This window comes from Rhizobium sp. NFR07 (assembly GCF_900111905.1).
Lineage (GTDB): Bacteria > Pseudomonadota > Alphaproteobacteria > Rhizobiales > Rhizobiaceae > Neorhizobium.
The window spans coordinates 151,638-164,043 of sequence record NZ_FOKM01000008.1 but is presented as its reverse complement, the minus strand read 5'-3'; the positions used below and the strand labels follow the sequence as shown (position 1 = coordinate 164,043).

Here is a 12,406-nt window from a genome sequence, read left to right as displayed (position 1 = left end):
GCCCCTCGGTTACGCGCCACTACCTGACGGTTAACTGATTCTTAGAGGATAGATTAACATCGCGCCAACCGTCCAGCGCAAGTCCCGTCTTCTTCTTATTCATCCTCTTTCTATTGCTGGTGGCTTGCTCCAAACTGGTGCCTGCTCCATATCCCCAGCGGCCAAACCGCATCATCAGGGGGCAGAAATGCGCTATCTTCATACCATGGTCCGGGTCAAAGATCTGGATGCTTCTCTTCATTTCTACACAACGATCTTCGGACTGAAAGAGATCCGCAGAATCGACAACGAGCAGGGCCGCTTCACGCTCGTCTTCCTCGCCGCGCGCGACGATCTCGGCGAGGCGAAGGAGAAACTCGCGCCCTGTATCGAGCTCACATTCAACTGGGATACCGAGGACTATACGGGCGGGCGCAACTTCGGCCACCTCGCCTATGAAGTCGATAATATCTACGAATTCTGCGAGCACCTGCAGAAGAACGGCGTGACGATCAACCGCCCGCCGCGGGACGGCCGCATGGCCTTCGTTCGCTCGCCGGACGGCATCTCGATCGAGATCCTGCAGAAGGACGGCAGCCTTCCTTCTGCCGAGCCCTGGGCATCGATGCCGAACACCGGCAGCTGGTAACATTCTGGCGGCGGCGGCCCGTTTGCCGCCGCCGCCATCCCCAGGCAATTGCCCTGCCCGCCCCTTGCCATCAGATGTCATCGCGGTGATTCTTGCCGCGTGATTCGCGCATCAGGGGCATGCCAGTGGACAAGGCCGTCGCCGGGAAAAACATCATTCGCCTCCGTGGTCGGCACGCCCGCATCGCGCTAACCGCGTGCTGCGTCGTGATTCTCACCTCATGCAGCACGACCGGCAAGACGGCCGATGCCGGGGATGGCACGGCCGAAGCAGCTGCCGCCGATTCCAGGGAAGTTCCCGCCAAGGGCGGCACCGCTGTCTCCGGCAAGTATGTAGACCCTATGGTCTCGACGGGCACGCGCCAGGCGCAGACTGGAAATCGCATGCCTGCCGGCGGACAGGCCAACGCTGCCGGCCTGCCGGAGGGCACGATGCCCGGGCAGGCATCCCCATCCATCTCGGGCCTTGCAACCCAGCCCACCGGAGTTCGGGCCGGAAGCTTCAGCATCTTCTCCTCACCGACGGCACCAGCGCCTCCACCAACACAAATGAGCGACGGCACCGCTGCATCAGCGGCAGGAGGGACGGTATCGGCTCCGCCGAGCGGCCATCTGAATGCCGCAAACAAGAGCGTCTTCAGCGCACAGCCGACCAATTGCGGCACCGACGCCAACGGCGCCCCGCTAAGCTGCTGATTTCTCGTCTTTTTCTTGCTGGACGATACTTTCGTTCACAGCTGTCATTTTTTTGCAAAAAACCGCGTTTTCCGGCTTGCCGGAAAGAAATCACCTCTCTATAAGGGCGCTCACCAACACGCGCCCTTCGTCTATCGGTTAGGACGTCAGATTTTCATTCTGAAAAGAGGGGTTCGACTCCCCTAGGGCGTGCCACTTATCCTCCTCTCAAGTCATTGTTTGAAATCGCGGAATCGGATTTTTCCGAGACGATTCATTTTGAGATGCCGGCGGTAAAAAAAGTGCATTTTAGCGCTTGCGGTCTTTGATCCTCGCCCCTATAAGGGCGCTCACCAACACGCGCCCTTCGTCTATCGGTTAGGACGTCAGATTTTCATTCTGAAAAGAGGGGTTCGACTCCCCTAGGGCGTGCCACTTCTCCTTCTCTCAAGTCATTGTTTGCGCGATCCAATTCGCCACCTGCGAACGCGCGATATTTCCCCGTCGATCCTGGGGAAAAGCTGCATTTTTCGCTTGCGGTCTTCGATCCATCCCCCTAATAGAGCGCTCACCAGCACGCGCCCTTCGTCTATCGGTTAGGACGTCAGATTTTCATTCTGAAAAGAGGGGTTCGACTCCCCTAGGGCGTGCCACCTCCCCCTCATGTTTTCAGCCACGACGCGCCTCGACGCAGTCATCAATTCGATGGCGCGGCATCCAGAAGCCGAAGCTGGACGCGTCTGTTGCCCTGCCAGTAATCGGCGCTCAGGCTTCCGGCGGCATGAATCTGCAAACCACGGGCCTTGAGCAGAAGGTTGCCGAGCGGCGTATCAACGGCGCGGAACGCGATTCCGTCAAGACGCGTGCCGTCGGCCGCCTCCAGCGTGATCTTGATATGTGCCGTCCCGACCTGACGCGCATCCTTCAATCTATGAGCAGGAAGAGCGAAGACCGGCTGCGGATGTCCCGATCCATAAGGTCCGGCCTTTTCCAGTTGATCGAAAAGCTCGACCGTCGCGCCCGACGCGGAAAGCGCGCCGTCGATCTTCAAGGAATGGCTGGCGACCAGCGAGGGAACACGTTCGGATGCCTTCTCCTCGAAGAAGGCACGCAGAGCGCCAAGTTTTGATCGCTCGACGGTCAATCCAGCTGCCATGGCGTGGCCGCCCCCCTTGACCAGCAGCCCCGTCTCAACGGCTTCGCGCACCATATGCCCCATGTCGAAACCATTGATGGACCGGCCGGAACCGGTTCCCTTGCCCGACGGATCGAAGGCGATTGCGAAGGCCGGCCGCTTGAACTTCTCCTTCAGGCGCGCCGCAAGCAGGCCGACGATGCCCGGGTGCCAGTTCTCGCGGGCAGTCACGAGAACACTCGCCCCCTCCCCGTCGCCATATTCCGCCAGCACTTCGGCCTCGGCCTCGGCGAGCATCGCTGCCTCCATGGCCTGGCGCTCGCGATTGAGTTCATCGAGGCGCGCCGCAATTTCCTCCGCTTCCACCGTATCGTCGAGCGTCAGCAGGCGGCTTCCAAGCGCCGCATCGCTGATGCGCCCGCCGGCGTTGATTCGCGGACCGATGAGGAAGCCGAAATGATAGGGCGTGACGGGCCCGGCCAGGCCGGCCTTGCGGAACAGTGCCGCGAGACCGGCATTGGACATATGGCGCGCGGCAACAAGGCCCTTGACCACATAGGCGCGGTTCAGCCCCTTCAACGGCACGACATCGCAGACGGTCGCGAGCGCCACGAGATCAATCCACGAAAGCAGGTCGAGGCTTGCCGCGCGCCGGTCTCCCGCTTCGCGCAACATGCGAGCCGTCCCCACCAGCACCATGAACACGACGCCGGCGGCGCAGAGATGGCCCTGGCCGGAAAGGTCGTCCTCTCGGTTCGGATTGACGAGCGCAACGGCTGTCGGGAGTTCGTGTCCCATCTGGTGGTGATCGATCACCACGACATCGCAGCCCCTCGCGGCCGCCGCGGCAAGCGATTCATGGCTTGTGGAGCCGCAATCGACGGTGACGATCAGGCCGGCACCGCGATCGATAAGCTGTTCCATGGCCGCAACGTTCGGCCCGTAGCCTTCGAATATGCGATCGGGAATGTAGATTTCGGCGTCCACATCGAAATGCTTGAGGAAGCGATAGAGAAGCGCCGAGGATGACGCGCCGTCGACATCGTAGTCGCCGAAGATCGCTACCCTTTCCCGATTGCGGATGGCGGCCATGATCCGCGCGGCCGCTTTGCTGCAATCCGTCAGCGAAAAAGGCTCGGGCATCAGCGACCGGATCGTCGGATCGAGGAAAGCGAGGGCATCGTCGAGGCCAACGCCTCGTCCCGCCAGCACCCTTGCGACGATTTCGGGGATACCGTGGACCTGGGCCATGGCAAGAGCCCTGTTCTGGGCTGCCTGATCGAGGCGCGACACCCAGCGCTGGTCGCCAGCCGATCGCTCGACGCCGAGAAAGGCCCGCTGGACGGGATCGGCCGGCTCCGGAGGATAGAGTGGGGAAAAAGGCTTCGTGGTCATCGGCTATCCTTAGCCGATGACGCGCAGAACCGGAATGTTTTTCATCTCACCGCCGAGGCGGCGAAAAACACGTCATGTCAGCCATAGCGCCGCCAGACCGATGATGGCAATTGCGGTAGCGCCAATGACCAGAGCAAAGGGGATATTGCGACCACCCTCCTCCTGCTCGTCAGCGGTTTGGCTTCTTTCCGCCGAGTGGACCAGCTTGAGATAGGGGACCGACCGCGGCTTGCCCGCCGCCGGCGGCCTTTCGTAGGACCGTTCCGTCAGATCGATGGACATCACACAAACGCCTCCTCCTGCGATGGTGACCATGCGGGGAAGTGTAGGGCGATTTCATCGCATCGACCAGTCATGGAAACGTCATTCGGGCGATATTTTTGGTGCAAGTCATGGCGCGAATGCATCGCCCCGAAAGTCTATAAGGACTTCCGGGGCGTATGCTGTGGAGACGCTAAAGTGTCAGGACATGCGTCGGCATGATGCATGCCGACGCTCTCGACGATCAGAACGCTTTCGGACGCTCGATGCGGATCACCTGCGGCTCTCCGACCAGATAGGTTTCCTGCTTGATCGCATCGACCGCCTTGCGGATGGCCGCCTCGGTTGTCGCATGGGTCACAAGAATGATGGTCTTGTCGCTATCGGCTTCCGACGGCTTGGCGCGCTGCACGATCGATTCCAGCGAAATTGCATTCTCCGCCATGCGGGTCGCGACGCTTGCGAAAACACCGGCCCTGTCAGCGACGGTTAGGCGGATGAAGTAGCCGCCTTCATGGCTGCGCATTTGCGCGCGGCGATAGTCTGCGAGTGCTGCAGCAGGTGTTCCGAGCACGGGCACGCGCTGGGCGCCGGGCTGGCTTTTGGCGATATCGGCAATGTCGCCGAGCACTGCCGAAGCCGTGGCGTTTCCGCCGGCCCCCGGGCCGACCATCAGCAACTCGCCGAGAATGTCCGATTCGATCGCGACCGCATTCGTCACGCCATCGACCTGAGCGATGACGCTGTCATGCGGCACCATGGTCGGATGAACGCGCTGTTCGATGCCGCTTTCGGTGCGCTGCGCAACGCCGAGCAGCTTGATGCGATAGCCGAGATCGGATGCCGCATGGATATCGTCGATCGAGATGTTGGTGATGCCTTCGAGATAGATTTCGTCCGCCGCGATCTTGGTGCCGAAGGCAAGCGTGGTCAGGATCGCGAGCTTGTGGGCCGTATCATTGCCCTCGATGTCGAAGGCCGGGTCGGCTTCGGCATAACCGAGGCGCTGGGCTTCCTTCAGGCACTCTGCGAAGGAAAGGCCTTCCTTCTCCATCTTGGTCAGGATGTAGTTGCAGGTACCGTTCATGATGCCGTAGACGCGCGAGATCGTGTTGCCCGTCAGGGATTCACGCAGCGCCTTGATGACCGGGATGCCGCCGGCGACCGCGGCCTCGAAGTTCAGCAGCGCGCCCTTTTCCTCGGCGATCTTGGCCAGCTCGACGCCGGAAGCCGCGAGCAGCGCCTTGTTGGCGGTCACCACATGGAGACCGCGCTGCAGCGCCGTGCGGACGGAGTCTGCCGCAGCGCCGTTAGCGCCGCCCACAAGCTCGACGAAGACGTCGATATCGGCTTCAGCCGCCAGCTTCTCCGGCGTGTCGAACCAGGCCATGCCGGACATGTCGAAGCCGCGATCGCGGCTGCGGTTGCGGGCGGTGACGGCCGTAATCTCGATCGGGCGCCCGCATGTCGTGGCCAGTTCGCTGGCACGGCTCTGGATGATCTTGACGAGCGAGGCACCCACGGTACCAAGACCCGCAATGCCGACTTTGAGGGCGTCTGTCATTCTGGCATTCCCGATGTTTGATGAAGGCGGCCGCGAACGGGCCGCCCAGGAGGTCTCGACGTCAGCGACGGGTGTTCAACGAAATGACGTTGTGCATCGTGTCGTCGGCGGTCGAGAAGAACTTCTTGATGTTGCGCGCGGCCTGGCGGATGCGGTGCTCGTTCTCGACGAGCGCCAGACGAACATAATCGTCGCCCATCTCGCCGAAACCGATGCCCGGAGCAACGGCAACGTCCGCCTTCTCGACGAGAAGCTTGGAGAATTCCAGGCTGCCGAGGTGACGGAACTTTTCCGGAATTTTTGCCCAGGCGAACATGGTCGCGGCCGGCGGCGGAACTTCGAAGCCCGCCTTGCCAAACGTGTCGACCATGACATCGCGGCGACGCTTGTAAACATTGCGGACTTCCGCGATGTCGGAACCGTCACCGTTCAGCGCGTGGGTCGCGGCCACCTGGATCGGCGTGAACGCGCCGTAGTCGAGATAGGATTTTACGCGGGTCAGTGCGGCGATCAGCCGTTCGTTGCCGACTGCAAAGCCCATGCGCCAGCCGGGCATGGAGAAAGTCTTCGACATGGAGGTGAACTCGACACAGACATCCATCGCGCCCGGCACTTCCAGCACCGACGGCGGCGGGGTGTCGTCAAAGTAGATTTCCGAATAGGCGAGGTCGGAAAGCACGATGATGTCGTGCTTCTTCGCGAACGCGATGACGTCCTTGTAGAAGTCGAGCGTCGCCACATAGGCCGTCGGGTTGGACGGATAGTTGAGGATCAGCGCCAGCGGCTTCGGGATCGAATGCTTGACCGCGCGCTCGAGCGGCGGAAAGAAGCTCTCGTCCGGCTCGACCGACATGGAGCGGATCACGCCGCCCGCCATCAAGAAGCCGAAGGCGTGGATCGGATAGGTCGGGTTCGGGCAGAGGATCACGTCACCGGGTGCGGTGATCGCCTGCGCCATATTGGCAAAGCCTTCCTTGGAGCCGAGCGTCGCGACGACCTGCGTGTCCGGGTTCAGCTTCACACCGAAACGGCGCGCGTAATAGGCGGCCTGGGCGCGACGGAGACCAGGAATGCCCTTGGAGGACGAATAGCGGTGGGTGCGCGGGTCCTGGACCACTTCACAAAGCTTGTCTACGATCGCCTTCGGCGTCGGAAGATCGGGATTACCCATGCCGAGATCGATAATGTCCGCGCCACCCGCTCGCGCGCTTGCTTTCAAACGGTTGACCTGTTCGAAAACGTAGGGCGGCAGACGCCGGACTTTATGAAACTCTTCCATGGTGTTCCTCGATATAAGATACGAAGCGAGCCTCTTCCTGCTGCTTCGCGGCGCATTTTAGGCCAGATTCGGTTTGCGGCCAATCAGCGCGAAAGGCAAGTGCATTTAGCGCCGATGTCGGGCTGCTTACTGCTGCGGCTGCTTGGAAATATTCGTCTGCGCATCGGTGCCGTGATCGGCAGCAAGCTTGCGATATTCCGCCACGCGGCGCTGGTACTCGGCTTCGGAAATCGAGCCGGTCTGGCGCGCCTTGGCCAGAGCCGCCATGCGCGGCTCGGTCTTCTGGTAATCCGCATCCTCGATCTGCTCGTTGGCGGCAGTCAGCGTGCGGTCGAAGGTCGGATATGTTCCGGTGTTCTTTCGCGTCAGCGGATGCGGTGCCGGCTCACTGGACGACTGGGTGATCACGGCGGGCGGCGCGGTATTGGGAATACCGTCGTCCAGCGCAAAACTCTGGCTGTTGCAGGATGCAAGCAGAGGAAGCGCCGCCAGCGGTGCCAGAACGGTCGCGCATCTGATCGCTTGCCTTACAATTCCCATAACCCTGCCCCATCTCCGTCTCAGCTGCATTTGGGCCGCGTCTCAGCCGTGCCCGATCGGTCGCCGATTGCGGTCGGCCAGTCGGGCACTTGTATTCGCTTTCGGGCCCGATGTACAAACGAAAACAACGGTCATGCACGGGAGGCTGCGTTTGGCGCACAAGTCCGACGATCACGGGCCCGCCGGGCAGGATTTTCCGGGCTTCGATCCTGCCTTTTTCGAGGCTTATTTTATCAAGGACCCGCAGTCCCTGACGATGAATGTCGCCCGGGCGATGGAGAATCTCGGCCGCGCTGCATCCGAATGGCTGCAGCCGCGGGAGCGCGGGGAAATCGAAGCCGACGCTTTTTCGGCACCGATCGGCGATTTCATCAGGACCATGTCGGCGCTGACCGAATACTGGATGTCGGACCCCAGGCGGACGCTCGAAGCGCAGACGCTTCTACTAACCCGTTATTTCGAGATCTGGGCGAAGACGGCACAGCAGGTCGCCGGCGATACTGATGCGTCCAGGGATGAAGCGACAAACAACAAGGATCGCCGCTTTGCCGATCCGGACTGGTTCGCCAATCCCTTCTTTTCGTTCTTGCGCCAGGTCTACCAGGCAAGCGCATCCTGGGCCGATGCCCTTATTACCCAAGCGGATGGGCTGGACGAGATCACCAAATACAAGGCACGCTTTTACGTTCGGCAGATCACGGCAGCGCTTTCGCCCGCCAATTTCGCGGTCACCAATCCGGAAGTCTATCGCGAGACGGTGTCGAGCAATGGCATGAACCTCGTCGCGGGCATGAAGATGCTGGCCGAGGATATCATGGCCGGCGGCGGACATCTGAAACTGCGCCAGACCGATGCCAGCCATTTCGCGGTCGGGACCAACCTCGCGCTGACGCCCGGCAAGGTCGTCGCGCGCAACGAGCTCTGCGAGATCATCCAGTACGAGCCTTCAACGGAAACGGTGCTGAAGCGGCCACTCGTCATCGTGCCGCCATGGATCAACAAGTTCTACATTCTCGACCTGACGCCGGAAAAGAGCTTCATCAAATGGTGTGTCGACCAGGGGCACACCGTCTTCGTCGTGTCCTGGGTCAATCCCGACAGCAGCCATGCCGCCAAGGACTGGGAAGCCTATATCCACGAAGGCATCGAGTTTGCGATCGACACGGCTGCGAAGGCGACCGGCGAGAAACAGGTGAATGCGATCGGCTATTGCGTTGGCGGCACATTGCTCGCAGCAACCCTCGCCCTCCATGCGCAGACCAGGGACGAACGGATAGCCTCCGCGACATTCCTCACCGCCCAGGTGGATTTCACTCAGGCGGGTGACCTCAAGGTCTTCGTTGATGAGGAGCAGATCGCGGCGATAGAAAAGCAGATGAAGGCGAGTGGTTATCTCGGCGCGCCGCAGATGGCCGCAGCCTTCAATCTGCTGCGCTCATCGGAGTTGATCTGGCCCTACATGGTCAACAACTATTTGCGGGGCAAGGAACCCCTGCCCTTCGACCTGCTCTACTGGAATTCCGATTCGACCCGTGTCGCGGCGGCCAACCACGCCTACTACCTGCGCAATTGCTATCTCGATAACGCCCTCAGCGCCGGCGAAATGCAGCTCGGCGGGAAGACAGTCAATCTGCGCGACATCACGGTTCCGGTCTACAATCTCGCCACCCGGGAAGACCACATTGCCCCTGCACGCTCGGTCTATCACGGCAACGGCTTCTTCGGGGGGCCTGTCGAATTCGTGCTTTCCGGCTCGGGCCACATAGCCGGCGTCGTCAATCCGCCGGGCCGGAAGAAATACCGCCATTGGACGAATGGAACGGCCGCAGAAACGCTGGACGGCTGGCTCGAAGGCGCGACGGAGGAGCCCGGCTCCTGGTGGCCGCACTGGCAGGAGTGGGTGACCGAGAAGGATCCTCGACGTGTTGCCGCGCGCAAGCCGGGAAGCAAAACCATGCCGTCACTCGGCGACGCACCCGGCACCTATGTCCTTGCGCGTGCCTGAGGAAAGCCTGCCCTTTGCGATTTGATCCGCCTCTTGTTTCCGCCACCCTGGTGCAGCGCTACAAGCGCTTCCTGTTCGACGCCGTCCTGGACGACGGCACGCCGATCACCGGCTTCTGCCCCAATACCGGCTCGATGCGCGGATTGACGGCACCGGGTTCCCGCATCTGGCTGTCCCAGCACGACTCGCCGACCCGCAAATACCGCTACGTCTTCGAGATGATCGAGACGGATGGAAAGATGGTGGGCGTCAATACAGGCTTGCCGAACCGGCTTGCCGAGGAAGCGATCCGTACCGGCATCCTGCCGAGCCTTTCCAGCTACGGCACGATCCTGCGCGAGCAGAAATACGGCCGCAATTCGCGCATCGACTTCCTGCTCAGGCAGGATGGCCTGCCGGATGCCTATGTCGAGGTGAAGAACGTCCATTTCAGCCGCGCGCCGAAGCTGGCGGAATTCCCGGACACCGTGACCAAACGGGGCGCCAAGCATCTGGAGGAACTCGGCGACATGGCCGAAGCCGGTCACCGGGCGGTGATGATCTATCTGATCCAGCGGGCGGACTGCGAGCAGTTTGCGATCTGCGCCGATCTTGATCCGCTCTATGCCATCGCTTTCCGGCGCGCGCGGCAGCGTGGCGTCGAGGCCTATGCGGTAACATGCAGGGTGACGGCGCAGGCGATAGAGCCGACCAGGCTTATCGAGATCTCCGATCTGGACTGAGGAAACCAGCCCCGAAACGCTGATCGGCATGGACGAATAGCCGCCTGCTGCATTATGAACGGGGGAGTTGAGAGAGAAATATCATGGTCAATTACATCGAGGCGGTTTCCGCCCCCCTTAAAAATACGGGTGCTATCCGCCTCTACGACACGACCGACGATTTTGCCGGCATGCGCAAGGCCTGCCTGCTGACGGCGCGCTGCCTCGACGAACTGGCATCGATCGTCCAGCCCGGCATCACCACCGGTGCGATTGACCGGTTCGTCTTCGAATTCGGCATGGATCACGGCGCGCTGCCCGCGACGCTGAACTATCGCGGCTACAAATATTCCGTCTGCACCTCGATCAATCACGTCGTCTGTCATGGCATGCCCGATGACAAGCCGCTGCGCGAGGGTGACATCGTCAATATCGACGTCACCTACATACTCGACGGCTGGCACGGTGACTCGAGCCGCATGTATCCTGTCGGGACGGTGAAGCGCGCTGCCGAACGCCTGATGGAAGTGACTTACGAATGCCTTTTGCGCGGCATCGCAGTCGTCAAGCCCGGCGTGCGCACCGGAGCGATCGGCGAAGCGATCCAGACATATGCGGAGGCAGAACGCTGCTCGGTCGTACGGGACTTCTGCGGCCATGGCGTCGGCCGCCTGTTCCACGATTCGCCGAACATCCTGCATTACGGCCGCGCCGACGAAGGCCCGGAACTGAAGGAAGGCATGATCTTCACCATCGAGCCGATGATCAACCTCGGCAAGCCGCATGTGAAGGTGCTTTCCGACGGCTGGACGGCGGTCACCCGCGACCGGTCTCTTTCCGCCCAATACGAACATGCCGTCGGCGTTACCGCTACCGGATGCGAGGTCTTTACCCTTTCTCCCGGCGGCTTCGATCGCCCGGGCCTTCCGCCACTCAAAGGCTAATCGATGAACAAGCGCCCCGCATCCTCGCCAGATTCGAATGAACCAGCCGAGGATGCGGCGCTTGGTGATCTTTTTCCCGATGAACGCGCCTATTTCGCCGAACAACCGGCAGGTCGGGTATCGCTGAAGCCTGACGCCACGCCCCACAGTGCAGAACACTATCATGGCCACCGCGAGCGCCTTCGAGAGAAGTATCGCGACCACGGCGACACATCGCTGGCGGACTATGAAATTCTCGAGCTCCTCCTGTTCCGCTCCATCCCCTGGCGCGACACCAAGCCTCTCGCCAAGGCGCTGCTCGCGCGCTTCGGCACGCTTGCCGGTGTGTTCGGCGCGCCGCTCGGCCTGCTGCAGGAAGTGAAGGGCATTGGCGAGAACGTCGCGCTGGACCTCAAGCTCGTCGCCACCGTCGGCCAACGCAGCCTGAAGAGCGAGCTGCGTGAGAAGCAGGTCCTTTCCTCCTGGTCATCGGTCATCGACTATTGCCATGCGGCGATGGCCTACGAATCCCGCGAACAGTTCCGCATCCTCTTTCTCGACAAGCGCAATGCACTGATCGCCGACGAAGTGCAGAGCAAGGGTACGGTCGATCACACCCCGGTCTATCCACGCGAAGTGGTGCGGCGGGCGCTGGAGCTGTCGGCCACCGCGATCATCCTCGTGCACAACCATCCGAGCGGAGACCCGACGCCGTCGCGCGCCGATATCGACATGACGAAGACGATCGTCGATACGGCAAAGCCGCTCGGCATCACCGTTCACGACCACATCATCATCGGCAAGGATGGCCATGCCAGTCTCAAGGGGCTGAGGCTTATCTGAGCTGATTTCAGGCCGAAGTGTCGCTTGCGCGCCTAACGATCAAAAAAGACTTCGCAACGAAGTAAGCGCGTTCCTAGCCTGCGGCCATCTACTCCGCCTGCCCGATATCAAGCTGACCGAATTTTCCGTCCGCAGCGGGATGAAATCGGAAGTAAGTTCTGAAATCACCCCACTGATCAGAGTGAAACTGGCCGACAATGAAGAGACCGCCATCTTCAACCTCCTCCAGGCTGGTGAACCACTCGTGCCCGAGAGCGTCATTTGTGAAGTCGGCAAAGCTGCGCGGTTCACCGTCATCGGTCAGCTTTGCGTTCGGTTCGAACGCCTCGAGCCAACCTGTTCTATCCCCCGTCTGAAACGCCTGGATTGCCGCTTTCACGGCGGGATTGGTGATCTTGTTCAAATCGATCATGGCTCGCTCCGTTGTCGAACTCTGCGCCCCGCATGTAAACTGGTGA

The 12,406-nt window shown here is 61.2% G+C and carries 12 protein-coding genes and 3 tRNA genes; 9 read left to right on the top strand and 6 right to left on the bottom strand.

Translation table 11 applies throughout. From position 1 onward, the window contains the following. Positions 1 to 187: 187 nt before the first annotated feature. The 5 genes from gloA (at position 188) to BM216_RS18285 (ending at position 1,955) form a co-directional block, all read left to right on the top strand. Positions 188 to 628, top strand: coding sequence for a lactoylglutathione lyase (gene gloA, locus BM216_RS18305; RefSeq protein WP_093000641.1), 441 nt, complete (start codon positions 188 to 190; stop codon positions 626 to 628). Positions 629 to 753: 125 nt separating this feature from the next. Then, complete coding sequence (locus tag BM216_RS18300; RefSeq protein WP_143102794.1) at positions 754 to 1,323, top strand: hypothetical protein; 570 nt, start codon at positions 754 to 756, stop codon at positions 1,321 to 1,323. Positions 1,324 to 1,443: 120 nt separating this feature from the next. Continuing rightward, positions 1,444 to 1,518, top strand: a tRNA-Glu gene (locus tag BM216_RS18295). Between the two features lie 144 nt (positions 1,519 to 1,662). Then, positions 1,663 to 1,737 (top strand) — tRNA-Glu (locus BM216_RS18290). A 143-nt stretch (positions 1,738 to 1,880) separates the two neighbouring features. Then, positions 1,881 to 1,955: transfer RNA gene (locus BM216_RS18285), tRNA-Glu, on the top strand. A 44-nt stretch (positions 1,956 to 1,999) separates the two neighbouring features. On the opposite strand, the gene recJ is transcribed toward BM216_RS18285, so the two are convergent. From recJ to BM216_RS18260, 5 genes are all read right to left on the bottom strand, one after another. Then, entirely contained in the window at positions 2,000 to 3,832 is a 1,833-nt protein-coding gene (recJ, locus tag BM216_RS18280; RefSeq protein ID WP_093000639.1) for a single-stranded-DNA-specific exonuclease RecJ, read from the bottom strand. Positions 3,833 to 3,904: 72 nt separating this feature from the next. Continuing rightward, a complete protein-coding gene (locus tag BM216_RS18275) occupies positions 3,905 to 4,114 on the bottom strand; it encodes a hypothetical protein (RefSeq protein ID WP_093000638.1) in 210 nt (69 codons plus the stop codon). A 223-nt stretch (positions 4,115 to 4,337) separates the two neighbouring features. Beyond that, positions 4,338 to 5,657: a homoserine dehydrogenase gene (locus BM216_RS18270; RefSeq protein ID WP_093000637.1), complete on the bottom strand. Its 1,320-nt coding sequence runs from the start codon at positions 5,655 to 5,657 to the stop codon at positions 4,338 to 4,340. 61 nt (positions 5,658 to 5,718) lie between these two features. Next, on the bottom strand, positions 5,719 to 6,936 hold the full coding sequence (locus BM216_RS18265) for an LL-diaminopimelate aminotransferase (RefSeq protein WP_093000636.1): 1,218 nt from the start codon (positions 6,934 to 6,936) through the stop codon (positions 5,719 to 5,721). A 126-nt stretch (positions 6,937 to 7,062) separates the two neighbouring features. Then, complete coding sequence (locus tag BM216_RS18260; protein WP_093000635.1) at positions 7,063 to 7,476, bottom strand: hypothetical protein; 414 nt, start codon at positions 7,474 to 7,476, stop codon at positions 7,063 to 7,065. 151 nt (positions 7,477 to 7,627) lie between these two features. Between BM216_RS18260 and phaC the strand changes: the two genes are divergently transcribed. The 4 genes from phaC (at position 7,628) to radC (ending at position 11,948) form a co-directional block, all read left to right on the top strand. Then, a complete protein-coding gene (phaC, locus tag BM216_RS18255) occupies positions 7,628 to 9,481 on the top strand; it encodes a PHA/PHB synthase family protein (protein WP_244530224.1) in 1,854 nt (617 codons plus the stop codon). A 14-nt stretch (positions 9,482 to 9,495) separates the two neighbouring features. Next, positions 9,496 to 10,203: a DNA/RNA nuclease SfsA gene (gene sfsA, locus BM216_RS18250; RefSeq protein ID WP_093000633.1), complete on the top strand. Its 708-nt coding sequence runs from the start codon at positions 9,496 to 9,498 to the stop codon at positions 10,201 to 10,203. Positions 10,204 to 10,286: 83 nt separating this feature from the next. Further along, positions 10,287 to 11,126, top strand: a complete 840-nt coding sequence (gene map / locus BM216_RS18245; RefSeq protein WP_177230830.1) for a type I methionyl aminopeptidase — start codon at positions 10,287 to 10,289, stop codon at positions 11,124 to 11,126. Between the two features lie 3 nt (positions 11,127 to 11,129). Then, the gene (gene radC, locus BM216_RS18240) at positions 11,130 to 11,948 is read left to right on the top strand and encodes a RadC family protein (RefSeq protein ID WP_093000631.1); all 819 of its coding nucleotides are present in this window, start codon (positions 11,130 to 11,132) and stop codon (positions 11,946 to 11,948) included. A gap of 88 nt (positions 11,949 to 12,036) precedes the next feature. On the opposite strand, the gene BM216_RS18235 is transcribed toward radC, so the two are convergent. Next, a complete protein-coding gene (locus BM216_RS18235; protein WP_093000748.1) occupies positions 12,037 to 12,360 on the bottom strand; it encodes a hypothetical protein in 324 nt (107 codons plus the stop codon). Positions 12,361 to 12,406 lie beyond the last annotated feature (46 nt).

Bases quoted from the DNA above. Each gene is read 5' to 3' on its own strand.
- BM216_RS18235 (WP_093000748.1), bottom strand. From the start codon at position 12,360: ATGATCGATTTGAACAAGATCACCAATCCCGCCGTGAAAGCGGCAATC.
- recJ (WP_093000639.1), bottom strand. From the start codon at position 3,832: ATGACCACGAAGCCTTTTTCCCCACTCTATCCTCCGGAGCCGGCCGAT.
- gloA (WP_093000641.1), top strand. From the start codon at position 188: ATGCGCTATCTTCATACCATGGTCCGGGTCAAAGATCTGGATGCTTCT.
- map (WP_177230830.1), top strand. From the start codon at position 10,287: ATGGTCAATTACATCGAGGCGGTTTCCGCCCCCCTTAAAAATACGGGT.
- BM216_RS18275 (WP_093000638.1), bottom strand. From the start codon at position 4,114: ATGTCCATCGATCTGACGGAACGGTCCTACGAAAGGCCGCCGGCGGCG.
- BM216_RS18260 (WP_093000635.1), bottom strand. From the start codon at position 7,476: ATGGGAATTGTAAGGCAAGCGATCAGATGCGCGACCGTTCTGGCACCG.
- radC (WP_093000631.1), top strand. From the start codon at position 11,130: ATGAACAAGCGCCCCGCATCCTCGCCAGATTCGAATGAACCAGCCGAG.
- BM216_RS18265 (WP_093000636.1), bottom strand. From the start codon at position 6,936: ATGGAAGAGTTTCATAAAGTCCGGCGTCTGCCGCCCTACGTTTTCGAA.
- BM216_RS18270 (WP_093000637.1), bottom strand. From the start codon at position 5,657: ATGACAGACGCCCTCAAAGTCGGCATTGCGGGTCTTGGTACCGTGGGT.